23 protein-coding genes are annotated in these 26,649 nt (G+C 71.9%); 3 read left to right on the top strand and 20 right to left on the bottom strand.

Annotation, left to right across the window (positions count from 1 at the left end; translation table 11 throughout):
- Positions 1-184: 184 nt before the first annotated feature.
- The 15 genes from RYJ27_RS02215 to proC form a co-directional block, all read right to left on the bottom strand.
- The gene (locus RYJ27_RS02215; protein WP_330171158.1) at positions 185-1,189 is read right to left on the bottom strand and encodes a glycerate kinase; all 1,005 of its coding nucleotides are present in this window, start codon (positions 1,187-1,189) and stop codon (positions 185-187) included.
- On the bottom strand, positions 1,186-2,076 hold the full coding sequence (locus RYJ27_RS02210; RefSeq protein WP_330171157.1) for a sugar phosphate isomerase/epimerase family protein: 891 nt from the start codon (positions 2,074-2,076) through the stop codon (positions 1,186-1,188). The genes RYJ27_RS02215 and RYJ27_RS02210 overlap by 4 nt, the downstream gene beginning before the upstream one ends.
- Positions 2,073-3,224 carry a dihydrodipicolinate synthase family protein gene (locus RYJ27_RS02205; protein WP_330171156.1) on the bottom strand — a complete coding sequence of 384 codons (1,152 nt, stop codon included), beginning with the start codon at positions 3,222-3,224 and terminating at the stop codon, positions 2,073-2,075. Before RYJ27_RS02205 ends, RYJ27_RS02210 begins: the two co-directional genes overlap by 4 nt.
- On the bottom strand, positions 3,221-4,840 hold the full coding sequence (locus RYJ27_RS02200; RefSeq protein WP_330171155.1) for a GMC family oxidoreductase: 1,620 nt from the start codon (positions 4,838-4,840) through the stop codon (positions 3,221-3,223). The genes RYJ27_RS02205 and RYJ27_RS02200 overlap by 4 nt, the downstream gene beginning before the upstream one ends.
- Positions 4,837-6,435, bottom strand: a complete 1,599-nt coding sequence (locus tag RYJ27_RS02195; protein ID WP_330171154.1) for an acyl CoA:acetate/3-ketoacid CoA transferase — start codon at positions 6,433-6,435, stop codon at positions 4,837-4,839. The genes RYJ27_RS02200 and RYJ27_RS02195 overlap by 4 nt, the downstream gene beginning before the upstream one ends.
- Positions 6,432-7,217, bottom strand: coding sequence for an SDR family NAD(P)-dependent oxidoreductase (locus RYJ27_RS02190; RefSeq protein ID WP_330171153.1), 786 nt, complete (start codon positions 7,215-7,217; stop codon positions 6,432-6,434). Before RYJ27_RS02190 ends, RYJ27_RS02195 begins: the two co-directional genes overlap by 4 nt.
- The gene (locus tag RYJ27_RS02185; RefSeq protein WP_330171152.1) at positions 7,214-8,752 is read right to left on the bottom strand and encodes an aldehyde dehydrogenase family protein; all 1,539 of its coding nucleotides are present in this window, start codon (positions 8,750-8,752) and stop codon (positions 7,214-7,216) included. The genes RYJ27_RS02190 and RYJ27_RS02185 overlap by 4 nt, the downstream gene beginning before the upstream one ends.
- Positions 8,749-9,543, bottom strand: coding sequence for an enoyl-CoA hydratase/isomerase family protein (locus RYJ27_RS02180; RefSeq protein WP_330171151.1), 795 nt, complete (start codon positions 9,541-9,543; stop codon positions 8,749-8,751). The genes RYJ27_RS02185 and RYJ27_RS02180 overlap by 4 nt, the downstream gene beginning before the upstream one ends.
- Entirely contained in the window at positions 9,540-10,550 is a 1,011-nt protein-coding gene (locus RYJ27_RS02175) for an ABC transporter permease (RefSeq protein ID WP_330171150.1), read from the bottom strand. The genes RYJ27_RS02180 and RYJ27_RS02175 overlap by 4 nt, the downstream gene beginning before the upstream one ends.
- Positions 10,551-10,557: 7 nt before the next feature.
- Positions 10,558-12,039, bottom strand: a complete 1,482-nt coding sequence (locus RYJ27_RS02170; RefSeq protein WP_330171149.1) for a sugar ABC transporter ATP-binding protein — start codon at positions 12,037-12,039, stop codon at positions 10,558-10,560.
- Positions 12,040-12,094: 55 nt separating this feature from the next.
- On the bottom strand, positions 12,095-13,171 hold the full coding sequence (locus tag RYJ27_RS02165) for a sugar ABC transporter substrate-binding protein (RefSeq protein WP_330171148.1): 1,077 nt from the start codon (positions 13,169-13,171) through the stop codon (positions 12,095-12,097).
- Positions 13,172-13,286: 115 nt separating this feature from the next.
- Entirely contained in the window at positions 13,287-14,378 is a 1,092-nt protein-coding gene (locus RYJ27_RS02160) for a LacI family DNA-binding transcriptional regulator (protein ID WP_330171147.1), read from the bottom strand.
- Between the two features lie 69 nt (positions 14,379-14,447).
- On the bottom strand, positions 14,448-14,597 hold the full coding sequence (locus RYJ27_RS02155) for a hypothetical protein (RefSeq protein ID WP_330171146.1): 150 nt from the start codon (positions 14,595-14,597) through the stop codon (positions 14,448-14,450).
- Positions 14,598-14,664: 67 nt separating this feature from the next.
- Positions 14,665-15,030: an A24 family peptidase gene (locus RYJ27_RS02150; RefSeq protein WP_330171145.1), complete on the bottom strand. Its 366-nt coding sequence runs from the start codon at positions 15,028-15,030 to the stop codon at positions 14,665-14,667.
- A 51-nt stretch (positions 15,031-15,081) separates the two neighbouring features.
- The gene (proC, locus tag RYJ27_RS02145; protein WP_330171144.1) at positions 15,082-15,924 is read right to left on the bottom strand and encodes a pyrroline-5-carboxylate reductase; all 843 of its coding nucleotides are present in this window, start codon (positions 15,922-15,924) and stop codon (positions 15,082-15,084) included.
- 84 nt (positions 15,925-16,008) lie between these two features.
- Between proC and RYJ27_RS02140 the strand changes: the two genes are divergently transcribed.
- Positions 16,009-17,121 carry an alpha/beta fold hydrolase gene (locus RYJ27_RS02140; protein ID WP_330171959.1) on the top strand — a complete coding sequence of 371 codons (1,113 nt, stop codon included), beginning with the start codon at positions 16,009-16,011 and terminating at the stop codon, positions 17,119-17,121.
- A 6-nt stretch (positions 17,122-17,127) separates the two neighbouring features.
- Here RYJ27_RS02140 and RYJ27_RS02135 read toward each other — a convergent pair whose 3' ends face one another.
- Positions 17,128-17,595, bottom strand: coding sequence for a nucleoside deaminase (locus RYJ27_RS02135; protein ID WP_330171143.1), 468 nt, complete (start codon positions 17,593-17,595; stop codon positions 17,128-17,130).
- 34 nt (positions 17,596-17,629) lie between these two features.
- Here RYJ27_RS02135 and upp point away from each other — a divergent pair, with 34 nt between their 5' ends.
- Positions 17,630-18,262: a uracil phosphoribosyltransferase gene (gene upp / locus RYJ27_RS02130; protein ID WP_330171142.1), complete on the top strand. Its 633-nt coding sequence runs from the start codon at positions 17,630-17,632 to the stop codon at positions 18,260-18,262.
- On the opposite strand, the gene RYJ27_RS02125 is transcribed toward upp, so the two are convergent.
- The gene (locus RYJ27_RS02125) at positions 18,247-21,744 is read right to left on the bottom strand and encodes a TM0106 family RecB-like putative nuclease (protein ID WP_330171141.1); all 3,498 of its coding nucleotides are present in this window, start codon (positions 21,742-21,744) and stop codon (positions 18,247-18,249) included. The two genes, upp and RYJ27_RS02125, sit on opposite strands and share 16 nt — an antisense overlap.
- Before the next feature lie 62 nt (positions 21,745-21,806).
- On the opposite strand from RYJ27_RS02125, the gene RYJ27_RS02120 reads away from it, so the two are divergent.
- The gene (locus RYJ27_RS02120; protein ID WP_330171140.1) at positions 21,807-23,885 is read left to right on the top strand and encodes an NAD(+) synthase; all 2,079 of its coding nucleotides are present in this window, start codon (positions 21,807-21,809) and stop codon (positions 23,883-23,885) included.
- A 19-nt stretch (positions 23,886-23,904) separates the two neighbouring features.
- On the opposite strand, the gene RYJ27_RS02115 is transcribed toward RYJ27_RS02120, so the two are convergent.
- The 3 genes from RYJ27_RS02115 to RYJ27_RS02105 all read right to left on the bottom strand — a co-directional run bounded on the left by RYJ27_RS02115 (position 23,905) and on the right by RYJ27_RS02105 (position 26,628).
- Positions 23,905-25,326, bottom strand: a complete 1,422-nt coding sequence (locus RYJ27_RS02115) for a dihydrolipoyl dehydrogenase family protein (RefSeq protein ID WP_330171139.1) — start codon at positions 25,324-25,326, stop codon at positions 23,905-23,907.
- Between the two features lie 25 nt (positions 25,327-25,351).
- Positions 25,352-25,930 (bottom strand): hypothetical protein, encoded by a 579-nt coding sequence (locus RYJ27_RS02110; protein ID WP_330171138.1) that lies wholly within the window; start codon positions 25,928-25,930, stop codon positions 25,352-25,354.
- Positions 25,931-26,016: 86 nt separating this feature from the next.
- A complete protein-coding gene (locus tag RYJ27_RS02105; RefSeq protein ID WP_330171137.1) occupies positions 26,017-26,628 on the bottom strand; it encodes a nucleoside deaminase in 612 nt (203 codons plus the stop codon).
- Positions 26,629-26,649 lie beyond the last annotated feature (21 nt).

The following is a 26,649-nucleotide window of genomic DNA, read 5'->3' as shown; positions in this document are numbered from 1 at the left end:
GACTCGGCGATTGCCCGACCGATCCCGACCTCGTTGCCGTAGATCGAGGCGGTGTCGATGCTGCGGTACCCGATCTCGAGGGCTGTCAGCAGGGTCAGGACGGTGAGATCGTCGACCACCCGGTAGGCACCGAACCCGATGCGCGGAATCGCGTTCCCGTCGTTCAGTGCGACCATCGGCATCGTCATGAGACGAGCTCCCGTGCGGCGCGTCGAGCGGCTGCCGTGAGCCACCGGGCGGGCTCGTCCATCGCAGCCCGAAGGGATCCGGCCTCGTCGACGAGCGTCGCGATCCAGCAGGGCGGATCCTCGGCGGCGGCCCCCGCGATGACGCCGCAGGCGACTCCTGCCGCCGCGGCCCGGCCGATCACGGTCCCGACGACCTTGCCGGTGAGTGACTGGCTGTCGAAGCGGCCCTCGCCGGTGAGCACGACGTCGGCGCCGACGATCGCCGCGCCGAGACCCGTCGCCTCGGCGATGTAGACGGATCCGCTCGCGAGGGTCGCGCCCCAGTGGCGCAGCCCGTAGGCGACGCCTCCTGCCGCGCCCGTGCCCGGCTCTTCGGGATCGGCCGTCAGGCGCTCGGCGATGAGCGACAGTCGTTCTTCGAGCAGCGCGATCTGCTCGGGGCTCGCGCCCTTCTGCGGTCCGAAGACGGCGGCAGCGCCGGCGGGGCCGAGCAGGGGAGCGGTGACGTCGGCGAGCAGCAGTGCGCCGCCCTCGGGCGGCCGCCGGTCGCCGATCGCCTCGAGAGCGGGCAGACCGCCGTCGGTCGAGGCCGAGCCGCCCAGCCCGATGAGCAGGCGCGACGCGCCCGCGTCGATGACGGCCGCGATCACCTCGCCGAGACCGCGCGAGGTGGCACCGAGCGGATCGAGCTCGCGCATCAGCGGAAGCCCCGACATCTGAGCGAGCTCGACGACTCCTGTGCCGTCGGGCAGCTCGACCCATTCGCCGACGACCGGACGACCGTCCGGACCCGTCACGCCGGGGACGCGGTGGCGGCGAGCTCCGGGGACACTCGCCTCGACCGCGTCGAGGGTCCCCTCGCCGCCGTCGGCTTGCGGGCGCAGCTCGATGCGATCGTCGGGATGCACGCTGGACCAGCCTGCGGCCATCGCCCGGGCCACATCGTCCGCGGCGAGAGTGCCCTTGAACGAATCGGGGGCGATGACGACCGCGCGCGTCATGGCGCTTCCTCGTCGGCGACGTGCTGCGACGGCGGATTCCCGTGCGAGAGAGCGGGTGCCAGCAGGAGACGGTGTGCTTCGGCGACTCGAGCGGCCACGCGGAGCGGATCGTCCTTCCAGAGCGAGGCGTTGAAGATTTCCCACTCTATCGATCCGGTGTACCCGGCGGCTTCGACCGCGGTCGCGAACGAGGCGAAGTCGATGCGACCTTCTCCGGGGAACGCCCGTGCCACGAGCGGATCGCCCGTGGGCGGCAGCCAGTCCGCGACCTGGACGAGGGCGAGTCGTCCCGAGGCGCCCGCTCGGGTGATCTGCTCCGTCATCCGGGGATCCCACCACACGTGGTACGAGTCGACCGCGATCCCGACGATCTCGGCCGGCAGGCCGTCGACGATCTCGAGCGCGTGGGCGATCGTCGAGACGACTCCGCGGTCGGCGGCGAACACCGGGTGCATCGGCTCGAGCGCGAGCGTGATGCCGGCGGAGGCGGCGTGGGGGACGAGCGCCTCGATTGCTTCACGAACGCGCGCGTGCGCCCGGGCGAGCGAGCCGCCGTCGGGGATCCCTCCGGGCACGAGGACCAGCACGGGGCTTCCGAGGGTGTGGGCGTCGTCGATCGCCCGACGGTTGTCGTCGAGCTCGCGTCGCCACCCGGAGTCGTCGTCCGACGTGAAGAAGCCTCCTCGGCACAGGCTCGACACCCGCAGTCCCGCAGCGCGCAGCGCGCGCGAGGCTTCGAGTGCTCCCCGTTGCGCGAGCTGTCGGCGCCACACCCCGATCGAGGGGATGCCGGCGCGGACGCACGCCTCGATGGCAGTCACCAGATCGGCGTCGTTGATCGTGGCCTGGTTGAGCGAGCACCGGGAGAGCTCGGCGGACGCGGTCATACGCCGTGCAGCTCGAGCATCCGGTGCCAGCGCTCGCGAGCGAGTTCGGGCTGCTCGAGCACGTCGGCGACGTTGGCCAGTCGGATGATCTCGCTGAGGTGCCGCAGGCTGCGGCCGGCGTGGAGCCCCCCGACCATCGTGAACGACGGCTGGTGTCCGTTGAGCCAGCTGAGGAATGCCACCCCGGTCTTGTAGAACGGAGTCGGGGCGCTGAAGATCTGCCGCGCGAGGGGCTGTGTCGGCCCCAGGACGCGGTGGTACTCCTCGGTGTCGCCTCGGTCGAGTGCGGCGACCGCCAGCGCCGCGGCGGGCGGGAAGGCCGCGAACGCTCCGAGCAGGGCGTCCGAGTGTCCGGCGTCGTCGCCCGCGATGAGCGACACGTAGTTGTCGTCGTCGCCCGTGAACATCGTGACGCCGGAGGGGAGACGTCGTCGCAGGGTGATCTCGTGCCGAGGATCGAGGAGTGACATCTTGATGCCCGACACGGTGTCGCGGTGGTCGTCGATGATGCGGACGACCGTCTGCATCGCCGTCTCGACGTCGGGACCGAAGTATCCCCGCAGAATCGGGTCGAACGGCTCACCGAGCCAGTGCAGGACGACCGGTCGCGAGGCCCGCCCGAGGACCGCCGCGTACACGCGTTCGTAGTCGGCGGGGGATTCGGCGGCGCGGGCGAGGTGGCGAGACGCCATCAGCACCGCTTCGGCGCCGCTGTCCTCGACGACCTCGAGCTGCATCGCATAGGCGTCGATGATCTCGGCGAGAGTCGCGGCGTCGTTCGGGAGGTGGTCGGTGTTGACCCCGGCGACCAGCCGGCCGCCGACGGTGCTCGCCTCGTGCGCGCTCCGTCGGATGAGCTCGGCGGTCGCCGACCAGCCGAGGCCCATGTTGCGCTGCGCCGTGTCCATCGCGTCGGCGACGCCAAGGCCCCACGACCAGATGTGGTGGCGGAACGCGAGGGTGTGGTCCCAGTCGACGACGGCGGGGTGCCCGGGGACGTTCTCGGCCCAGGCGACCGGCACGACGTGAGCCGCAGCATAGACCGTGCGCGATCGGGGCGGCTCGGCGGGTCTCGAGACGGTGAGGCCCGGTCCAAGCTCGACCGCGCTCACCGTTCCGTCGCCCTCGAGCAGGCGCAGGTCGCTCATCGGGCGACCGGTGCCTTCGTCCCGAGGATGAGGGCGGCGCCCTTCTCGCCGATCATCATGGCTGGCGCCTGGGTGTTGCCGCTGATGATGTCGGGCATGATCGACGAGTCGATGACGCGCAGGTTCTTCAGTCCGCGGACACGCAGCTCGGGATCGACGACGGCGAGGTCGTCGACACCCATCCGGCAGCTGCCGACCGGGTGGTAGTCGGTCTTGCCCCATTCCGTGATGTACGCGCGCAGATCCGCATCGGTCGTGACGTCGGACCCCGGCATCGTCTCGCTCTTGACGTAGGGGGCGAAGGCCGGCTGCGACAGGATGTCGCGGATGATCCGGAGGCCCGCGACCGAGGTCTTCCAGTCCTCTTCGTCGGCCATGTAGTTCGGATCCACGATCGGCGGAACGCTCGGGTCGGCGGAGGTGACGCGCACCTCTCCTCGGCTCCGCGGCCGGATGGCGCACGCCAGGATCGTGAAGCCGTGACCCGTGACCTTCTCGGCCGTGCGGGCTCCGTCCTTCCACTTCACGATCACGGGGAGCATGTGCAGCTGGATGTCGGGCTGCGCGAGCGCGGGATCGCTCCGCACGAAGGCGCCCGCCTCGGTGACGGTCGCCGTCGCCGGGCCCGTCTTGTAGAGCGTGTACTGGATCCCGTGGCCGAGCATGCGCAGCGCGCGATCCTCGCCCGTGTAGCTGATCGGCTGCTGCGACTCGACCGTGATGTAGACCTCGAGCTGATCGTGCAGGTTCTTGCCGACGCCCGGCAGATCGTGGACGGGCTCGATGCCGGCCTCGCGCAGCTCGTCCGCCGGACCGATGCCCGAGAGCAGCAGCAGACGCGGCGAGTTGATCGCTCCGGCGCTGACGATCACCTCGCGCCGGGCGCGGACGGTCGTCGTCTCGCGGCCGTGCGTGTAGGTCGCACCGGTAGCGACGCCGTCCTCGACGACGATCCGGGTGACCTCGGCCCCCGTCAGGATCGTGAGGTTGCGGCGCTGGGCGACCGGTCGCAGGAAGGCCGTCGAGGCGCTCTCGCGCTTGGCGCCGCGCTGCGTGACCTGGTGGTAAAACACGCCCGTCTGCTCCGCGCCGTTGGGGTCGCTCGTGTAGGGGATCCCCGCCTGCTGCGATGCTCGCACGAACGCCTTCGACAGCGGGTTCGTCTGCACCTGATCGGCGACGTTGAGCTCGCCCGTCGTCCCGTGGAACCCGTCGGCGATCCGCTCGTTGCGCTCGTGCACGGTGAAGTAGGGCAGGACGTCGTCGTAGCCCCACCCGACGTTGCCCTTGTCGCGCCAGCCGTCATAGTCGTCGCGGTTGCCGCGGACATAGAGCATGGCGTTGATCGAGGTCGACCCGCCGAGCACCTTGCCCTGCGGGAGGAACATCGTCCGATCGTGCAGATGCTTCTGCGGAGCCGTGTCGAAGATCCAGTTGACCGCCGTGCCCATGACCTTGCCGAACCCCGCCGGGATCTTCACGAGCATCGACGAGTCGGCGCCCCCGGCCTCGAGCAGGAGGACGTTCACCGAGGGATCCGCGCTGAGCCGGTTGGCGAGGACGCATCCGGCGGCACCGGCGCCGATGATCACGTAGTCGAATGTCTGAGTCGTCATGAGAGTGCTTCCGCTTCGGAGAACTGGGGTGAACGGGAGAGGTGGAGCGGCTCGGGCACGAAAAGAGCCGTCGCCATGGTCGTGAGGTCGTCGTGGGCGACCTCGAAGGGCAGGTGGTCGAGCACGTCGCGCTGCAGGTCGACGCCGGGCGCGAGCTCGATGAGGCGGAGCCCGCCGGGTTCGAGGCGGAACACCGCCCGCTCGGTCACGTAGAGCACGCGCTGCCCGCGCCGCAGCGCCTCGGCGCCGCTGAAGGTGATCTGCTCGACCCGATCGACGAACTTGCGGTGGCGCCCTTCCTGTTCGATCGTCAGTTGTCCCTCGTCGGCGACCGCGACGAGTCCGCCCGCGGTGAAGGTGCCGCAGAACACGACGGTCGAGGCGTTCTGGCTGATGTTGACGAACCCGCCCGTGCCGACCACGCGGCCGCCGAACTTCGAGACGTTGACGTTTCCGTCGGCGTCGATCTGAGCGAAGCCGAGGAAGGTGATGTCGAGCCCGCCGCCGTCGTAGAAGTCGAACTGCGCCGGTTGGTCGAGGATCGCGGCGGGATTCGTCGACACCCCGAAGATGACGCCGCGCGCGGGGATCCCGCCGACGAGGCCCTGCTCGATCGTGAGGGTGAACCGGTCGTCGACACCTTCCTCGGCGGCGACCGAGGCGATCCCGTCGGCGATGCCGACCCCGAGGTTGACGATGTCGCCCGGACGCACCTCGCTGATCGCGCGCCGCGCGACGACCTTGCGCTCGTCCAGCGGGAAGGGCGGCAGGGTCGAGAGCGCGACGCGCACGGCGCCGGAGAACCCCGGGTTGTAGTCGTGGGTGACGACCTGCTTCTGGGCGGGGTGGTGGACGACGTAGTCGACGAGGATCCCCGGGATCTCGACGGTCCGCGGGTCGAGGGCTCCGGAGCGGGCGACGTACTTGACCTGCGCGACGACGATCCCGCCCCGGTTGTGCGTCGCCTGGGCCATCGCGAGCATCTCGAGCCGCGCGGCCTCCTCCTCCATCGAGATGTTACCGTCTTCATCGGCCGTGGTTCCTCGGATGAAGCACACGTCGACGTCGAACGACGGGTAGAAGAGCCATTCGCGTCCTGCGAGCTCGACCACCTCGACGAACGTTCCGGTGCTTCGGGGATTGAGACGACCGCCCTCGACCCTCGGGTCGCAGAAGGTGCCGAGACCCACGTGGGTGACGAGCCCGGGGCGGCCCGCGGCGATGTCGCGCCAGAGCTGGCTCATGACGCCCTGCGGAAAGTTGTAGGCCTCGAAGTCGCCTTCGGCGGCCATCCTGCTCATCTGGGGGGCCATGCCCCAGTTGCCCGCGATGACCCGGTCGGCGAGTCCTCGCTGGGCGAAGTGATCCATGCCGGCGCCGGCGCGATCGCCGATCCCGGTCGTGTGCACGAGCGTGATCCCCGCGGGGTGCGCGGACTGGCGGTAGCGCTCGCCGACGGCGGCCAGCAGCTGGTCGGGCTCGACGAGACCGCCGCCGGATCCTCCGATTGCGAGCGTCGCGCCGTCCCCGACGAGCTCGGCCGCCTGCGTCGCGGAGATGAAGCGGGGCCCCGTGGCCGTTCCGCCGCGGGTCATGCCATCACCCCGCCGCCGTTGAGGTGGATGACCTGCCCGTGGATGAGGCTCGCCGCGGGCGACGCGAGGAAGACGACCGCGCCGACGACCTCGTCGGGTGTGCCCAGCCGCTGGAGAACGGCGCCGGCTGTGCGTTCGGCGACCCACTCGGGCGTCGAGTACTCGGCGGTCATCGGCGTCTCGATCGGGCCGGGTGCGATCGCGTTGACGCGGATGCCGGGGCCGACCTCGCGAGCCAGGGCGCGCGTGAGGCCCACGACCCCGCCCTTCGCGGCGCTGTAACTCACGTAGTCGTGAGCGCCCTTGAAGGCGAGCTGAGACGACACATTGACGACGGTGCCCCGCCCCGCCTCGAGCATGGCCGGCAGCGCGAGGCGCGTGACGGTGAAGACGGCGTCGAGGTCGATCTCGATCGTCTCGCGCCATTCCGCGAACGTCGATTCGGCGAAGGCCTTCTTGCGCATCATCCCGGCGTTGTTGACGAGCAGCGAGACGGGTCCGAGGTCATCGGCGATCGCGGCGAGCATGCGCTCGACCTCGTGCCAGTCGGTCAGGTCCGCCTCGACGACGGTCGCCTCGATCCCGCCAGCGCGCAGCTCGTCGGCGTACGCGGCAGCCTCGTCCGGTTGACGCAGGTGGTGCACGGCGACCTTCGCCCCCGCCGCAGCGATGCCGTCGGCGATCGCGCGTCCCAGGCCGCCGAGCGTGCCGGTGACGAGGGCGACCTCGCCACGAAGCGGGCGAGGATCCCAGCCCTCGGCGAGCGTCCAGCCGCGGCTCATCGCGCACCCCCGTACCAGGGGGCCGCCGGGCCGCCGGTGCGCACCATGACGGTCTTGAGAGCGGTGAAGAACTCAAGGCCCTCGCGGCCGAACTCGGGCGAGAATCCGCTGTCGCGTCGACCGCCGAGCGGCAGCTCGGGGTGCGCATCGGTGGATCCGTTGATCCACACCGTGCCCACCCGCAGGGCGCGAGCGAGCGCGAACGCCTCGTCGGTGTCGCGGCCCCACACCGAGGCGGCGAGGCCGAACGCCTGGGCGTTCGCGCGCGCGACGGCCTCGCCGGGGGCGTCGAAGGTCTGCACCGCCGTGACGGGACCGAAGATCTCGTCGGCGATGGCCGGGTTCGCGTCGTCGTCCGACCGGACGATCGTGGGCTGCAGATAAGGTCCCGCGTCGGCGTCCGCGAGCGCCCCGTCGCCGCCCGCCACGATCTCGGCGCCCGCCGCGACGCTCGCTCTGAGGCGTGCCGTCACCTGATCGAAGTGCTCCCGCGAGATGAGGGGTCCGAGTTCGGTCGTCTCGTCGCGCGGTGCGCCGAGTCGGATGCCTGCCGCGCGCTCGGCGAGAAGGGCGGCGAGGTCGGCCGCGATGCCCCGCTGAGCGAGGATCCGCGAGCCGGCGACGCACACCTGGCCCTGGTTGAAGTAGGCCGAGAAGAGGATGCCCTCGACGGTGGATTCGAGGTCGGCGCTGTCGAGGACCACGACGGGAGTCTTGCCGCCGGCCTCGATCGCGACGGGCTTCAGGCGGTTGGCGCCGGCGCTCCGCGCGATGATGCGTCCGACTCCGGTCGAGCCGGTGAAGCTCACGACGTCGGTGTCGGCGGACTCGACGATCGCGGCGCCGGCCTCGCCGTCGCCGATCACGACGCTCAGCGCATCGGTCGGAAGACCCGCGGCGAACAGGATCTCGGCGACGGCGAGTGCGGTCAGGGGCGTGAGAGGGCTCGGCTTCACGACGACCGTGTTGCCGGCGGCGAGGGCGGGCGGCAGCTTCTGGCCGAGGATGCCGAGGGGGAAGTTCCAGGGGATGATGAGTCCCGCGACCCCGGCGGGCTCGCGGACGGTCATCGCCAGAAGCGAGCGGTCGATGTCGTTCTCGGTGCGACCGCCGATCGTCCGGGCGAGGCCGGCGAAGTACTCGAGCGAGTTCACGAAGGCGGCGACCTCGCCGCGCGCCTCGCGAATCGGCTTGCCCGCCTCGACGACGAGCAGCTCGGCGAGCCGGTCGGTCGCGTCGGCTGCCAGCTCGGCGGCCCTCCAGAGCACCCGCGAGCGTTCGCGGCCCGTCGCGCGGCCCCACGATCCATCGTCGAACCCGCGGCGGACGGCGGCGATCGCCGACTGCGCCTGCGTGCCGGTCAGAGGAGCCGCGCCGAAGCTCAGGCCGCTGTCGCTCGGGCTCGTGCGGGCGGACGGCGGCGCGTCGCCGACGATGCGTCGGCCGTCGACGAGGCTCGCGACGAGGATGCCGTCGGGTGTGGTCGCGGCGCCCGGTCCGATCAGGTCGTGCAGGGGTGTCGTCGGCGCGGTCATGCGCGGGCTCCTCGGTCGTCGTTCGTGGTGGGCTGTGTTCCGATGTCGGTCGCGGTGGTGGCACGTTTGCCGGCCGATCGCGACTCCAAGAAGGCGCTCTTGCGCTCGCGCGACTCGGGGGTCTGCGACGTGAACGACGCCAGCAGGCCGTCGATGCGCGTGCCACCGGTGAGCGCTTTGGCGAGCGCGTTCGCGCGGGGATCCGCCGCGGTGACCTGCTCGATCACGCGCGCCACCTCGTCGTCGAGCGCGGCGTCGTCGACGACGCGGTTGACGAGGCCGATCTCGGCCGCCCGTCCGGCGTCGACGAGCTCAGCGGTGTAGAGCAGCTCGCGGGCGCGTGATCGGCCGACGAGCGCGACGAGGCGGTCGACCCCTCCGTAAGCGGGCAGGTTCGCCAGCCCCGTCTCGGGGAGACCGAGACGGGCGCTCGTCCCGGCGATGCGCAGATCGCAGGCGAGAGCCAGCTCGAGCCCGCCGCCGGCGGCGACCCCTCGAATGACCGCGATCGTGGGCACGGCGATGCCCGCGAGAGCGTCGAACGCCCGCGCTCCCGCCTGCGACATGCGCTGAGCGTCCGTCGCCCCGGGGGTTGCCCACTCGGCGAGGTCGGCTCCGGCCGAGAAGTGTGCGCCGCTGGATGACACGACCACCGCTCGGAGCCCCGCGGAGTCGAGCTCGCGCACGGCCGATTCGAGGGTAACGAGCATGTCGGTCGTCAGCGCATTCAGTTTGCGAGGGCGATCCAGGACGACGAAGCCCACGTCGTCTCGCGTGCTGACCGAGATCATGCGCGGCGCGCCCGTCGTGCGACCTGATCGATGAGCAGGGCGATGATGATCGCGGCGCCGACGGCGACCTGCTGGTAGAACGCCTGGACGTTGAGGGACGTGAGCCCGGCGGTCAGCGTGGCGATCAGGATGGCTCCGAAGAGTGCTCCGAACATGCTGCCCTCGCCGCCGGTGAGCTTCGTGCCGCCCATGACGGTGGCGGCGATGGCGATGAGCAGAAGGTCGGCGCCGATCGTCGGATCGGCGGCGCCGAGCCGCGCGACGAGGATCGCCCCCGCGAGTCCGGCGGCGGCACCCGACACGACGTACGACCCGGCGGTGATGGTCTTGACCTTGATGCCCGCCAGGCGCGCGGTCTCGGCCGCGCCGCCGACCGCGATCAGGTATTCGCCGAACGTCGTGAACTTGAGGATCAGGGCGCTCGCGACGGTCAGGACGATGACGATGATGATCGGCATCGGGATTCCCGCGATGCGACCGGCCAGGATGTCTTTGAAACCCTGCGGGATCTCGTAGATGGCGCGTCCGCCCGAGATGATGAGCGCGAGTCCCGAGTAGATGCTCATCGTGCCGAGCGTGATGATGAACGGCGTGATCCCCGTGAGGGTGATGAGCAGTCCGTTGACGAGACCCGCGAGGGCGCCGACCGCGATCCCGCCGAGGATGGCGAGGACAGGCGGCACGACGAGCGAGAACATGCCCGCGCTGATGGCCGACACCGCGACGATGGATCCGATCGACAGGTCGATGCCCCCCGTGATGAGGACGTACGTCTGTCCGATCGCGAGGACGCCGACGACCGACGCCTGCAACAGGATCGCGATGACGTTGTTGCCCGAGACGAACGACGGGCTCGCCACCCCGAACGCGACGAACAGGGCGATGATGACGGCGACGAGGCCGGCTCCGCGTGCCGCGGCGCGCAGCCGGTCGGGCCAGCTCGTGCCCCCGAGCAGGCTGAGCGCCTTGGTGTCGAGCCGCGGAGGGGTCTGGGTGTTGGTCGACATGGTGGTCCTAACCCGCCGCGTGCGCGACGATCACTTCTTCCGTCGCATCGGCGCGGGACACATCGGCGACGATGCACCCCCGGCGCATCACGAGGATGCGGTCGCTCATGCCGAGGACTTCGGGGAGGTCGGAGGAGATCATGATGATCGCTTTGCCCTGGTCGGCGAGTCCGCGCATGAGGCGGTGGATCTCGCCCTTCGCGCCGACGTCGATGCCGCGCGTGGGCTCGTCGAAGATGTAGACGTCGCTGTCGCGGAGAAGCCAGCGGCCCACGACGATCTTCTGCTGGTTGCCGCCGCTCAGCGAGCCCGCCGCCGCTCTGACGGCGGTCTTGCTGCCGAGATCGGCCATGACGCGGGCGGCGACCTCGCGCTGCTTCCTGCGGTCGAGCAGACCGAGGACTCCGGGCGGATCGGGCAGCGTGACGTTCGACGCGATCGAGAGCTTGAGGTCGAGGCCCTGATGCTTGCGGTCCTCGGGCAGGTAGGCGATGCCGGCCGCGATCGCCTGGCCGGGGTTGCGGATCACGCGCGGACGTCCGCCGATGCGGACGCCCCGCGCGTGCGACGGAAGCGCGCCGATGAGCCCGAGCGCGAACTCCGACCGCCCCGCGCCCACCATGCCCGCCATGCCGACGATCTCGCCCCGTCGCACGGCGAGCGACACGTCGTGCACCATCCCCGGAACGCTCAGCTCATCGACCTCGAGGTATACCTCGCCCGGCTCACGCGTCCGCGGGAGGCCGATGGCGTCGAGTTCGCGACCCACCATGAGGCGCACGAGGTGGCTCTCACCGTCGACGGCCGACCGCTCGAGCTCGGCGACCGTCGAGCCGTCCCGCAGGACGGTCACGCGGTCGGCGAGGTCGAGGACCTCGGGGAGGCGGTGTGACACGTAGACGATCGCCACACCCTGATCGCGCAGCTGGCGGATGACGGCGAAGAGCTGGTCGGACTCGTGGGTCGTGAGCGACGCGGTCGGCTCGTCCATGATGATGAGCCGAGCGCCCGTGGCGACCGCGCGGGCGAGCTCGACGAGCTGCTGCTGGGCGACACTCAGGCGTCCGACCGGGGTGGACGGAGAGGCGGTGAAGCCGAGCTTCGCGAGGGCGGGCAGCGCCTCTTTGCGCGCTTTGCGCCAGCTGATGACGCCCGCGCGTGCGTCCTCGCGACCGAGGACCACGTTGTGCACCGCGTCGAGCTGCGGGACGAGGCTGAGCTCCTGATGAACCATGGCGATACCGCGCTGGATCGCGTCCGACGGAGCGGCGAAGGCGACCGGCTCGCCGTCGACCAGGATCGTGCCGCTGTCGGGCCGGTGGGCCCCGAACAGGGCTTTGAGCAGCGTGGACTTGCCCGCGCCGTTCTCGCCCAGGAGGGCGTGCACCTCGCCGCGGTATGCGCGCAGCGAGACGCCGTCGAGCGCTCGGACGCCGGGGAACGTCTTGACGAGGTCCCGGGCTTCGAGGAGCGGCATCGCTTCGCTCATGGTGTCTGCCTTTCGATCAGTGCGGGGCGCGGACTGACCGCGCCCCGCAGAGTGATCACTCGTAGAGGCCCTCGATGACGAGACCGCTGTCGGTGTAGAACTCGTCGACGTTGTTCTGGTCGATCAGCTGCGCGGGCGCGACGACCCACGGCGCGACGGCCTCGCCGCGGAGCAGCCGCACGGCCGCTTCGACGGCCCAGTAGCCCTCGTAGTAGGGGAGCGGGCTGACGGTGGCCGCCATGCTGCCGTTGCGGATACCGCTGATCGCCTCGGGCACGCCGTCGGTCCCGACGATCGTGACCTGCTCGGTCTTGCCGGCCTCGGCCACGGCCTGCGCGACGCCGATGGCCATCGTGTCGTTGTTGGCGTAGATGCCGACCAGATCGGGGTGCTGCTGGAGGATCTGGGTGGTCGCGGCGAACGCCTCGTTGGCGTCCCAGTTGCCCGGTACGCTCGCGACGAGGTCGAGGTTGTCGTGCGAGGCGACACCCTCCTCGAAGCCTGCGATGCGCAGGATGGCCGCGCTCGAGCCGGCCTGACCCTCGATCTGCGCGACCTTGCCGCCGTTCGGGTTGGCCTGCGCGATGAAGTCGGCCGCCTGCGTGCCGTTGGACTCGTGGTCGGGTCCGACGTAGACCGTCGCGGCGATGCGGGCGTCGTCGACGTTCACGATCGGGGCGCACTGCGAGACGATCGTCTCGATCGCCGGGTTCAGGTTGGACGTGCTCTCGGGCGCGAGGATGTAGGCGTCGTAGCCCTGGTTGACCATCGTCTGCGCGATCGTGAGCTGCTCGTTCTGCGCGCTCTCGGAGCTCGCCGCCTGCAGCGTGATCTCGACGTCGAAGTCTTCGGCGGCGGCTTCGACCCCCAGCTCGATGCCCTGCCAGTACTGGTTGGACAGGGCCTTCAGGACGACGCCGATACGCTCGCCCGATCCGTCCGGGACGGGGCCGTCTGCGGCGATGTCGACGCCGTCGACGCTCGCGATCCCCTCTTGGTCGCTCCCGTACGTGAAGGCGCAGTCGTCACCCGACTCGCCTCCTCCTCCGGTCGCCCCCGCGCCGGTGCACCCGGCGAGAAGCAGAGTTGCGACGACGACCGCGGCCCCTGCACCGAAACTGCTCTGTTTCATGACTGTGCTCCACTCTCAGCGGCTCCTTCGCCGTTGTGTAGATGAGATTAGGATACCGGTATCTGAAACGCAAGCGGAGAATGTCCCCCGCGCCCGGATCGGGCGTACGCAAGCGTCAGGGAGGGGGTGAGGTCGTGCCCCGAACGCGCAGGATCGGCCGCTCGACGACAGTGCGCACATCGTCGTACGGCGGGTCGTCGCTCGCGGCGAGACGCCCGAGCAGCAGCGACGCGGCTTCCGCACCGAGCTCGGCCGCGCGACTGTCGACCGTCGTCAGCGAGATGAACGAGTTGGCGGTGAGGGCGATGTTGTCGAATCCGACGATCGAGACGTCTTCAGGGATGCGGAGCCCGCGCTGACGGGCAGCGTCCATCGCCCCGAGCGCCATGTTGTCGTTGCCCATGAAGATCGCCGTGGGCCGCGCCTCGCGGTCGAGCAGCTCGCGTGCGGCCGCGGCTCCGGCTTCGGGCGCGGACGACGCGGCGATCACGACGAGATCGTCGACGGGGTCGATGCCGTGACGGATGAGCGCGTGCCGGTATCCCCACAGTCGGTTACGGAAGGGAACGACGTCCTGCGGTCCCGCGACGTGGGCGATCCGCCGGTGCCCGAGCTCGACGAGGTGATCGACGGCGAGCTCGGCGCCCGCCCTGTTGTCGACGGTGACCGAGTCGGTCACGAGATGAGGAAGATCGCGGCTGGCGAGGACGAAGCGCATCCCCGACTCCATGAGCGACTCGATGTCCTCGGCCTGCATGCGGGCCGAGCCGAGGATCACGCCGTCCACCTGCCGACGGATCATCGAGCGCGCGATCGCCATCTCGCGTTCGGGGTCGGAGTTCGAGCTGCCCAGAAGCAGCGTGTATCCCGCATCCTCGAGCACGTCCTGCACTCCCGCGACGAGGTCGGGGTAGAAGGGGTTACGGATGTCGGGGGCGATGAGCCCGATCGTCATCGTGCGGTTGTGCGTCAGCCCCTGCGCGATCAGGCTCGGCTCGAACCGCAGGCTCTCGATCGCCGCCTCGATGCGCTCACGAGTCTGCGCCGACACGTAGTAGCCGCCGGAGCCCGCGTTGAGGTACTTCGACACGGTGCTCTTCGTCACGCCTGCGCGCTCGGCGACGTCCTGGATGGTCGAGCGCGTCGACTTCTTCGCCGTTCGCGGCGCGGTCTCGCGCGATCCACTCCTGCCTCGGCTGTCTGCCACCGTCGCACCTCCTGAGGCGCGTCCTCGCGCCCGACCAGCGTAGACCCGGTCCCGCGGTCGTCTCGTGCTTCAGCCTCGAGTGCGCGTGGCGTCGGACCGCGCGGGAGCGACGGACGCACGCACGACCGCGGGCATCTCGATGAGCGTCTCGCCGTGCGACCCCTCGTCGAGCAGGATCTCGACCGCGCGGCGGCCCATCGCCTCGTGGGGGAGCGCCACCGTCGTGAGGCCGCGCCCGCGCCGGTGTTCACCGGGCCGACGATCTGGGGCGGGTAGCGGGGGGCGCTCAGAGGGTGATGGCGGCGACAGTGACCAGCAGCGTCGCCGCGACCAGGTAGGGACCGAACGGCAGATGCGTGTCGGCACCCGGGGTTCGCCGTCGACGAGCGAGCAGGACGCCGGCGTGCGGGATGGCGAGGACGTACGCCATGACGAGCGCGTACACCAGCAGCAGCCAGCTGAACCACCCGGTGAGCAGCCCGATCGCGAGGAACAGCTTGATGTCGCCGGCGGCCAGCGTGCCGATCAGCGCGATCACCGCGGCGATGGCGAAGATCCCCGCCGCGGTGATCGCCGCCTGCGCCAGCAGCTGCCACTGCCCCGTCGTGGTGGCCAGGCCCGCCCAGTACCCCGGCAGGAACGAGTACATCACGCCTGCCGCGGCGGCGCGCAAGCCCCCGCGACGGCGCGCGCAGCGCGTCGCTCAGCCGCCCGCGGCGAGCTCCCTGGCTCGCGCGAGGGCGGCGTCGGTGGCGCGGCCGAACAGGCGCGGGAGGTCCGCCTCCTGCAGCACCGTCACGGCCCGCTCCGTCGTTCCCTTGGGGCTCGTGACGCGTCGGCGCAGCTCGGCCGGGTCCTCCCCGGATGCCTCGAGCAGCGCCGCGGCGCCGATGAACGTCTGCTCCGCCATCCTCCTCGCGTCCTCCCGCACGAAGCCCTTCTCCTCGGCGGCGGAGGTGAGCGCCTCGACGAGCAGGAAGACGTACGCGGGACCGGAACCGGAGATCGTCGAGAGCGCATCGATGCCGGATTCGGGCACCTCGATGACCGAGCCGCAGGTGTCGAAGAGGGCGCGCACCTGCGCCCGCTGCGTCGCGCTCACGCGATCGCCCGGCGCGAGGCCCGTGACGGCCTTGCCGACGAGCGCGGGGGTGTTCGGCATCGAGCGCACGACGGCACGGTCGGGTCCGAGCTCGCGGGCGAAGGTCGCCAGCGTGACCCCCGCCGCGAGGCTCACGACGACGGCGCCCGCACGAAGCGCCGGCGCGATTTCTCGCAGCAGGTCGGGCACCATCGCCGGCTTCACCCCCACCAGCACGATGTCGGCGGAGGCGGCGGCCCGGACGTTGGCGGTGGGGTCGTCCTCGAGCGCGAGGCTCGTGACCCCCGGCATCCCCGCGAGCGCGCGCGCCTTGGCGGCGGTGCGGTTGGTCACGACGACCTCGCGCGCACCGCCCGCGGCGACGACGCCCTGGAGGATCGCTCCCCCCATCGACCCCGCCCCGAGGATCGCGACGGACGGCGGGATGGCATCGGGAACGCTCATGCGCCCCATCCTAAGGAAGGGCTCACCGCGCGGGTCTAGGATCGGCAGGTGTGGGTGCCGCAGCCCCAGGAACGGGAGGAACGCATGACCCTCTTCGACGGAATCGCCGCTCGCACGGTCGAGACCCCGAGCCTCGCGGTGAACATCCTCGAGCGCACGGCCGACGACCCCGAGACCTCGCCCGAGCGCACCGTGGTGTTCGTGCACGGGAACCTCGCCTCGAGCCTCCTCTGGCAGGAGATCATGCAGGACCTGCCGGGCGACCTGCGCGTCATCGCCGTGGATCTGCGCGGATTCGGCGGCACCGAGAACGCCCCCGTCGACGCCACCCGCGGGCTGCGGGACTACAGCGACGACCTGCATGCGACGCTCACGGCCCTCGGCATCCCGGCCGCGCACCTCGTCGGCTGGGCGATGGGAGGCGGCGTCATCATGCAGTACGCCCTCGAGCACCCCGCGCTGAGCCTCACGCTGCAGTCGCCGGTCTCCCCGTACGGATTCGGCGGCACCCGGCGCGACGGCACCCGCCTCACCGACGACGACGCGGGCACCGGCGCCGGCAGCGCCAACCCCGACTTCGTCGATCGCCTCACGGCGAAGGACACCACCGACGAGGCGCAGACCTCGCCCCGCAGCGTGTTCCGCACCTCCTACGTCGCGCCCGGCTACACGAGCGACCACGAGGACGTCTGGGTGGAGTCGATGCTCACCACCTCGACGGCGACGGGCAACTACCCCGGCGACTCCGTCTCGAGCGAGAACTGGCCGGGCTTCGCGCCCGGCGGCATCGGCGTGCTCAACACGATGGCGCCGAAGCACTTCGACGTCTCGGGCATCGCCGACCTCCCCGACAAGCCCCCCGTCCTGTGGGTGCACGGCACGGTCGACGCGATCGTCTCCGACGCGTCGTTCTTCGATCTGAACCACCTGGGCGCCCTCGGCGTGGTTCCCGAATGGCCGGGCGAGGAGGTCGCCCCCGCGCAGCCGATGGTCTCGCAGACGCGGGACGTGCTCGCGCGGTACGCCGCGAACGGCGGCGTCGTGCGCGAGCTCGCGCTCGACGGGGTCGGCCATTCCCCTCACCTGGAGCGTCCCGCCGAGGTGCGCCGGGCACTCCTGCAGATCATCGGGTACGTCGACATGCCGGCCGACCCGGCCCCGCCGACCGAGGCGATCATCCTCCGATCGGCCGACTGAGGCCGCTCAGCGCTTCGGCGCGAAGAACCGCTGCAGCAGCGCGCGCGACTCCTCCTCGCGCCCACCCGCGACGACCTCGGCACGGTACGGCAGCCGCCGATCGCGCACGAGGTCGTACTGCGATCCGGCGGCCCCCGCCTTCTCGTCCCACGCGGCGAAGACGAGGCGCGAGACGCGGGCCTGGAGCAGGGCGCCGGCGCACATGACGCAGGGCTCGAGCGTCACGACGAGCGTCGCGCCCTCGAGGTTCCACGACCCGGTGGATGCCGCGGCCCGGCGCAGCGCGAGCACCTCCGCGTGCGCCGTGGGGTCGCTCGTGCCCTCCCGCTCGTTGCGGCCCTCACCGACGACGCGGCCGGCGGCATCCATCACGACGGCTCCGACGGGCACCTCCCCCGCCGCGGCGGCCTCGCCGGCGAGCTTGAGCGCGCGCCGCAGCCCGCGATCGTCGGCGTCGGGCGGGAAGGCGGGCATCGGCACTCCTGAGGGGAACGGTTAGATTGAGCCTATGCGTGTGCACGTCGCCGACCACCCCCTCATCACCCACAAGCTGACGGTGCTGCGCGATGCGCGCACCTCGTCGCCGGTGTTCCGTCAGCTGACCTCGGAGCTGGTCACCCTGCTCGCGTACGAGGCGACCCGTCAGGTGCGGGTCGAGCCGATCGAGATCCAGACCCCCGTCACGACGACGACGGGTGTGCGGATCGCCGATCCGCGCCCGATCGTCGTGCCGATCCTTCGCGCGGGACTCGGCATGCTCGAGGGCATGGTGACACTGCTGCCCACCGCCGAGGTCGGATTCCTCGGCATGGTGCGCAACGAGGAGACCTTCGAGCCGCAGACGTACGCCGAGCGTCTCCCCGAGGACCTCAGCGACCGCCAGTGCTTCGTGCTCGACCCGATGCTCGCCACGGGCGGCTCGCTCGGTGCCGCGATCGAGTTCCTCTTCCGCCGCGGTGCGCAGGACGTGACCGCCATCTGCCTGCTCGGCGCACCCGAGGGGGTCGCCGCGATCGAGAGGCAGGTGGACGGCCGCGACGTGACCCTCGTGCTCGGCGCGATCGACGAGCGCCTGAACGAGAGGGGCTACATCGTCCCGGGCCTCGGCGACGCCGGCGACCGCCTCTACGGCACGGTCTGACGGGCCGCGGGCCCACGCCCGCCGCCGACCAGCCGGCTGAACGCGCTGAGGCGCGCCACCCCCTCGGGCGTATGCGGCAGGTCGTCGAGCAGACCAGGGGAGTGCACGAGGTACGCCGCGACCTTCGCGCGGGAGATCGCCACGTTGAGGCGATTGGCCAGCAGGAGGAAGTCGATACCGCGAGGGGCGTCGCGCGCGCTCGAGGCCGCGAGGCTGAGGATCGACACGGCCGCCTCCTGCCCCTGGAAGAGATCGACCGTGCCGACGGGGATGCCGCGGAGCCCGGCCGCGTCGAGCGCGCGGCGGATCTCCGCGACCTGGGCGTTGTACGGCGCCACGACGATGACGTCCTCCGGCGCGAGCGGACGCTCCCCCGCGCCGTCGTCGTAGGGGCGACCAATCACCGACCTCGCGAGGCGCACGACCTCGGCGGCCTCCTCGATCGACGCCGTCGTGTTCTCGTGGTGCACGACCGGGACGACGTGCAGGCCCGGCTCGACCCCGTCGATGCGGCGGCGGGCGGCCGAGGGATGCGAGGCCAGGCGCCCCGCGTAGGCGAGGTGCGACACGGGTTCCGCGACGGCGGGATGCATCCGCCTGCTCTCGGGCAGGAAGAAGCCGCGCCCGGCCGGCAGCACCGCCTCGCCGTCCATGAGCCACCCGAGCGCCGACGTGTCCACGGGCTCGGGATGCGTGCCCTGGCTCACCTGCGGCAGCTGCTGCGGGTCGCCGAGGAGGAGCAGCCGGGATGCCGCGAGCGAGACCGCGATCGTCGAGGCGAGCGAGAACTGACCGGCCTCGTCGATGACGAGGAGATCGAGCGATCCCCGCGGCACGCGCCCCTCGTGGCTGAAGTCCCACGCGGTGCCGCCGAGGACGTAGCCGGTCGCGGCGTTCTCGGCGGCGAACGCCGCGACGCCGTTCTTCGGCAGCGCCGTGAACGCCACCTCGGACGCGTCGTCTTTGGGGGCCTTGCCGACGAGCCGGGCGGGGACCCCGGCATCCACGATGCGATCGAGCATGTGCTCGACGACCGCGTGCGACTGGGCCACGACGCCCACGCGCCACCCGTGCTCGCGCACGAGGGCCTCGACGACGTGCGAGCCGATGTAGGTCTTGCCGGTGCCCGGCGGGCCCTGCACGGCCAGGTAGCTGCGATCGAGCGCGCGCAGAGCCCGCGCGATCTCGGCCGCATCCACCGGTGCGCCCGGCTCGGGGAGGCCCCCGACGCCGCGAGGCGCGCGGCGGCACAGGATGTCGGCGGCTGGCCCCGGCGGCAGGCCGTCGCCCTCCTCGAGCACCCGATCGGCCCAGGCGTCGATCGCAGCCTGCTGGTTGCCGGCGCGCGGAGGGGCTGCGGGGGTGAGGGCGACGGGGAGCTCGGCCCACGTCATCCCGTCGACCGCGCTCTCCTCCACGATCGCCCCGTCGTCGGTCTCCTCGATCACCCGAACGCGGTGGTCGGCGTGGATCCACCGCGGTGACGCCTCGAACGGGAAGGGGGCGGGGAGCTCGTAGACCGCGAACGGGTCGGTGCCGGCCTTGAGCCGCGTGCCCGGGGCGGGCTCGCCGCGCAGTCGCAGCACGCGGCGATCCACGCGCGCCCGCTCGGGGCGGTGCCAGTCCTCGACGACCTCGCTGCGCGCCCGGTCGAGGGCGACGACGTCGCGCGTGTGCTCCCACACCGTCACCGGCTCCCGCAGCCGGAGGAAGTGGGCCGCCCAGAACGACTTCGCCTCGCGCGGGTAGTAGTCGATCGCCGCTGCGGCCAGGCGCAGCGCGCGCTCGTCGGCGGCGGCATCCGCCGACGGCACCGGCCCCGCCGCGATCGCCTCGGCGCGACGCAGCAGCGCCTCCGCCCGTACCGACGGCGCGTAACCCGCCCCCTCGACCTCGGGGTCGGCGGCGGCGACGATGCCGTTCTCGGCCGCTCGCTCGCGCAGCCAGTCGCGCAGGCGTCTCGTGGAGACGCAGTCGTAGCGGTTGTAGTCGGCGATGTCGTCGAGGATGCGCGCGGCGCCCGCGTCGTCCCCCCCATCGTCGAGCGCCCGCGCCTCGACGTACCGCACGATCGACTCGTCGCCGCGCTGCACATCGCTCGAGCGGTGCTCGTCGCCCATGTAGAGCGGCTCGAGCTTCTTGATCGAGTACGAACGCGACCCGACCCGGAGCGCGCGCCGCACGATGGGGTAGAGGTCGACGAAGACCCCGTCGCGCAGGAGGGTGTCGACCTCGGCCTCGCCCACGCCGTAGCGCGCGGCCATCGCGAGCAGGTGGCTCGTCTCGTACGGGGCGTAGTGGTAGATGTGCATGCCGGGGTGGGCGGCGCGCTGCGCGGCGACGATCTCGAGGAACCGCACGAGCGCGGCCTTCTCGGCCTCGAAGGAGTGCGCCCACAGCGAGGAGAACACCTCGCGGTCGTCGACCCAGCCGAAGAGGTAGTCGAGGCCCCACTGCGAGCCCGCTCCCTCGGTGTAGAGCGGGTCGCCCTCGAAGTCGAAGAAGAGGTCGCCGGGGTCGGCGGGCGGCAGCGCCGCGAGGGCGCGCGGCTCGACGACGCGATACGGCGGCGCGGCCTCGGGATCGGCCTCGAGCTGCAGCCGCGCCTGCGTCGCCAGCAGGGCGAAGACCTCGGGGTTCATCCCGGCCGGCGCGGCCTCCGCCGCGGCGAGCCGATCGATCGTCTCGATCCCCGCCGCGCGCAGGCGCCGCCGCTGCAGCGGCCGCATTCCCGCGACGAGCAGCAGATCGTGGGATGCCTCCACCTCGATCTGACACGTCGCGCAGCGCCCGCACGCGCTGAAGCGGTCATCGCCCCACGCGACGGCCGCCGCGCCGGCGCCGAGATCGATGCGGCGGTCGGCGATGAGCTCGCCCAGCCGCGCGCGGCGGAGCCGGTAGACGGGAAGCACGTCGTCGACGGCGTGGATGCTCGTGGTGCCGTCGCCGAGGAGCAGCTCGACGCGGTCGGCGCGCGGCGCCCCGAGTCGATCGAGCTGATCGACGTATGCCGCGAGCTGCATGAGCGCGGTCACCCGTGCACGGCGGGCGAGCTTGGTGTCCTGCACGACCCACCGGCCGTCGGGGTCGCGGAGGAGGAAGTCGGCGAAGCCCACGAAGTCGTCGGTGGCGAAGGCCGCCTGGAACACCACGCGGGCGTCGGAGCGCAGGGCCCGCCCCGTGGCGGCGACGGCCTCGGCGAGCGCCGCCGCGTCGGCCGAGGAGGCGCGCTCGATCTCGGCGACGCCCGACGCACCGAAGCGCTCGCGGTAGGCCTCGAGCATCCGCTCCTCGTGCCGGTCTCCGAGGCGCGCGGCGCGCTCGAGCGTGGGGTCGTCGGGGTCCTCGACGGCGGCGGTGCGCCCGAGCTTCGCGTCGATCGCCCGCAGCCACGCGAACTCGCACTCCGACGCCGCCTTGAGATCGCTCGCGCTCGTGACCAGGCGGGCGGGCGACGTGGCGGTGGGAGGTGTGTATCGCATCGCTTCGAGGCTAGCCGCGGCATCCGACATCTCCGGCGGGGCATCGATGCAAGACTGGGCGGGTGACCGAGAGCCTGCCGTTCGACAACCCGTATCGGCACGGGTTTGCCCGCGTCGCCGCCTGCACGATCCCGCTCGCCCTGGCCGACCCGCGCACGAACGCGCAGACGGTGCTCGCGTCCGTGCGCGAGTGCGCCGCCGAGGGCGTCGCCGTCGCGGTGTTCCCCGAGCTGTGCCTCAGCGGCTACAGCATCGAGGACCTCGTGCTGCAGGACGCCGTGCTGGATGCCGTGGAGGCCGCCGTCCAGACGCTCGTCGAGGCATCCGCCGACCTCGCGCCGCTCTTCGTCGTCGGCGCGCCGCTGCGGCACCGCAACCGCGTGTACAACTGCGCCGTCGCGATCCAGGGCGGTCAGCTGCTCGGGGTCGCCCCCAAGTCGTACCTGCCCACCTACCGGGAGTTCTACGAGCGCCGCTGGTTCGCCCCCGGCGACGACCTCGACGGGCCGCATGCCCGGTGGATCCGCGTCGCGGGGCTCGAGGCGCCGTTCGGGCCCAAGCTGCTGTTCTCCGCCACGGATGTGCCGGGCCTCGTCGTGCACGCCGAGGTCTGCGAGGACGTGTGGGTTCCCATCCCGCCCTCCGCGGAGGCGGCGCTCGCGGGCGCGACCGTGCTGCTGAACCTCTCGGGAAGCCCCATCACGATCGCGCGGGCCGAGGACCGCGCCGACCTCTGCCAGTCGCAGTCGCTGCGCTGCCTCGCCGCCTATGCGTACGCCGCGGCCGGCGCGGGCGAATCGACGAACGACGTCTCGTGGGACGGGCAGACGATGATCTACGAGGCGGGCAACCTGCTGGCCGAGACCGAGCGCTTCCCCGACGGGCCGCGCCACTCGATCGCCGACGTCGACCTCGACCGGCTGCGGCAGGACCGCGCCCGGCAGGGCACCTTCGACGACAACCGGCGCACGCACGCCGCGCGCACCGACGAGTTCTTCACGGTGCCGTTCACGCTGGGGGTGCCCCGCTCCGCGACCGGCCTGCGGCGGCCGATCGACCGCTTCCCGTTCGTGCCCGACGACCCCGCGCGCCTCGCCCAGGACTGCTACGAGGCGTTCAACATCCAGGTCTCGGGCCTCGTGCAGCGCATGCGCTCCATCGGCGATCCCAAGCCGGTCATCGGCGTGAGCGGCGGGCTCGACTCCACCCACGCCCTGCTCGTCGTCGCGCGGGCGATGGACCGGATGGGGCGCCCGCGCTCCGACATCCTGGCCTACACGATGCCGGGGTTCGCCACGAGCGACCACACGAAGTCGAACGCGATCGCGCTGGCGGAGTCGGTGGGCGCGAGCATCGAGACGATCGACATCCGCGAGAGCGCCGCCCTCATGCTCGCGGAGATCGGCCACCCGTTCTCGGGCGGCGAGCCCGTGTACGACGTGACCTTCGAGAACGTGCAGGCCGGGCTGCGCACCGACTTCCTCTTCCGTCTGGCCAACCAGAATGGCGGCATGGTCATCGGCACGTCCGACCTGTCGGAGCTCGCCCTCGGCTGGGCCACCTACGGCGTCGGCGACCAGATGAGCCACTACGCCGTCAACACCGGCGTGCCCAAGACGCTCGTGCAGCACCTCATCCGCTGGGTGATCTCGGCGGGTGAGGGCGTGGATGCCGCGGAGGCGGCCGTGCTGCAGTCGGTCCTCGACACCGAGATCTCGCCCGAGCTGGTCCCGGCCGGCGAGGACGGCAAGGTGCAGTCGACCCAGGACAAGATCGGCCCGTACGCGCTGCACGACGTCACCCTCTTCCACATCCTGCGCTACGGGATGCGGCCCTCGAAGATCGCGTTCATCGCGCACGAGGCGTGGCGCGACGCGGATGCCGGGGCATGGCCGCCCGGCTTCCCGGACGACGAGCGCTACAGCTACGACCTGCCGACGATCGTGCGGTGGCTCGAGGTGTTCCTGCGCCGATACTTCGCGTTCGCGCAGTTCAAGCGCTCCGCGATCCCCAACGGCCCCAAGGTGTCGCCCGCGGGCTCCCTCTCGCCGCGCGGCGACTGGCGCGCGCCCTCGGACGGCAACGCGCGGGCATGGCTCGACGAGCTGCGCAGCGCGCTGCCCGACCTCGTGTCGGAATGACCCGGCCCGTTGCCCCGGGTCAGCGGGTGGGCCGCCCGTAGGCCTCGAGCCACCGCAGCCACACCTCGCTGACGGTGGGGTAGGCGGGGACGGCGTGCCACAGCCGGTCGATCGGCACCTCCCCGACGATCGCGATCGTGGCGGCGTGCAGCAGTTCGGCGACGTCCGGGCCGACGAATGTGGCGCCCACGAGCACCCCGCGGTCGTCGTCGACGACCGCGAGCGCGCGGCCCCGGTAGTCGTCGCTGCGCGTCGAGGCGCCGGCGACCGCGGAGAGATCGTAGTCGAGCGCGCGCACCCGGATGCCGGCCTCCTCGGCCTGGGCCAGCGTCATCCCGACCGAGGCGACCTCGGGATCGCTGAAGACCACCTGCGGCACGGCCGCGTGGTCCGCCGTCGCGACGTGCGCCCCCCAGGGCGCGTCGTCGACGGCTCCCCCGCGTGCCCGCGCCGCGATGACATCGCCCGCGGCGCGAGCCTGGTACTTGCCCTGGTGGGTCAGGAGCGCGCGGTGGGTGACATCCCCCACCGCGTAGAGCCATTCGAATCCCCCGACGCGCAGGGTGTCGTCGGTCGTGAGCCAGTCGCCGGCCTCGAGGCCGACGCTCTCCAGGCCCAGGTCGCCCGTGTGCGGAACGCGACCGGTCGCGACGAGCACCTCGTCCGCGCGCACCTCGCCGCCGTCCGAGAGGGAGAGCACGACGCCCGCCTCGTCGCGGCGCGCCGCGTCCACCCCGGCGCCGGTGCGGATCTCGACGCCCTGCTCGCGGAGCGCCTCCGCCACGAGCTCCCCCGCGAACGGCTCCACGGCGCCGAGCAGCCCCGACCGCGCGATCAGGGTCACGCGCGTGCCGAATCCGGCGAACGCCGTGGCCATCTCGACGCCCACGACGCCGGCCCCCAGGATCGCGAGGGATGCCGGGGGCGCGCTCACGCTCGTCGCGTCGCGGCTGGTCCAGGGGGCGACGTCGATGAGGCCCGGGATCGAGGGGAGCAGCGCGGCGGACCCCGTCGCGACGACGACGGCGTGCCGGGCGGAGAGATCGACCGAGCCGTCCTCCTGCTCGACCCGCACCGTTCGCTCGCCCGTCAGGCGCCCGTGACCGCGGACGAGATCGATGCCCGCGCCGTTCAGCCATTCGACCTGCGAGGAGTCGTTCCAGTCGTGGGTGAAGCTGTCGCGGCGCCGCAGCACGGCGGCGACGTCGACGTCTCCCGTCACGGCCTGAGCGGCACCGTCCACCGCGCGTGCGGCTCGGAGGGCGGCGGCGCTGCGCAGGAGCACCTTCGAGGGCATGCAGGCCCAGTAGGAGCACTCGCCGCCGACCAGCTCCGCCTCGACGATGACCGTCGACAGGCCGCCCTGCACGGCGCTGTCGGCGACGTTCTCGCCGACGGCGCCGGCACCGATCACGATGACGTCGTATTCGCGTGCGCTCATCCACCCACGCTAGTGCGGGTTCCGCCTACGCGGGCCGGTCGCGCAGACCCACCCGGTCGGGGATCTCGAAGGCGAGACCCGGAAGCCACGTGCCCGGGTCGGGCCATGGCCGCGACGTCGGCAGCGCCGTGAGGAGCCGGCGCAGGGCGGCGCCCATCGCCTCGCCGGAGCCGCCCGCGGGCAGGGCCGCCGGCAGCACCCGCCGGGGCGCGCGATGGCCGAGCGCCCCGCACCACCAGTGCCGCCAGGTGCCCTCCGCGCCGTCCGGGTCGAGCACGACGTAGTAGTCCGGCATCAGCGCCCCGTCGTCGCGGAAGTGCGCGAGGGCGACGTCCACCTCGATCTCGAGGGTGCCGAGCGTCGCGCGTTCCTCGAACAGCTCCACCCACGCTGCGGCGACGTGCTCGAGCGGATCGGCGTCGTGCACGATCCAGGGTGTGCGGCAGGCCGCGATGCGGCGGGAGGCCAGCTGCGGATCGGTGTCCCGCAACGAGAGCGACTCGACGCCGTCGAGCCCTTCCAGGGAGGCGATCGCCTCCTCCGCGGCCGCTCCGACGATCGCGAGGACCGTTCCCGAGGGGTCGGTGTCGATGCTGTGCGCCATGATCCAGCGTACGTCGGGGCGTGTTGCCGGCGGGTGACCGCGGTCGATCGTTCCCGTGTCGTGACACGCGGATGCCGGCTCCCGGGTCAGTCGCCGGCCCGGGCGTTGTAGACGGTCACCTCGGCGGCATCCACCGCCGCGCGGTAGGCGCGGAAGACGGCCAGGGCCTCGTCTCGCAGCACGTCCTGCGTGACGCGGATGCCGCGGGCCTCGAACTGCTCGGCCCAGTCGGTCACCATGGGGCCCTCGTCGAACGTCGTGATCTCCTCGAGCTCCGGTCCCGAGCCCGCCACGACGAGCGAGCGGACGCCGGACCACATCGTCGCGCCGTAGCACTGCACGCAGGGGCGCCAGTTGACCACGAGCTCGTGCTCGGGCTGGTCGTCGCCGCCCAGGTCCCACGAGCCGGCACGGCGCTGCGCCGTGCCGAGGGCGGTGACCTCGGCGTGGGCCGAGGAGACCCCGCTGCCGAGCACGACGTTGACGCCGACGGAGACGATCCGACCGGTCTCCGTCTCGGCCACGAGCGCCGCGAACGGGCCTCCGTTGCCCTCGCGCCAGTTGCGATCGGCGAGGCGGTGCACGAGCGCCATGCGCTCGGCGACGTCGGGGATGATGTCGGGCACGCCGGCGAGCTCGTCGGAGATCCACTCGGGAAGCTGCACGTCGTACCCGGTGGCGAAGTAGGCCAGGTCCATCCCTCCACCCTGGCGCACCCA

The organism is Microbacterium limosum (assembly GCF_036324365.1).
GTDB lineage: Bacteria > Actinomycetota > Actinomycetes > Actinomycetales > Microbacteriaceae > Microbacterium > Microbacterium limosum.
The sequence above is the reverse complement of the archived record's forward strand: the minus strand, read 5'-3'. Positions and strand labels throughout refer to the sequence as shown.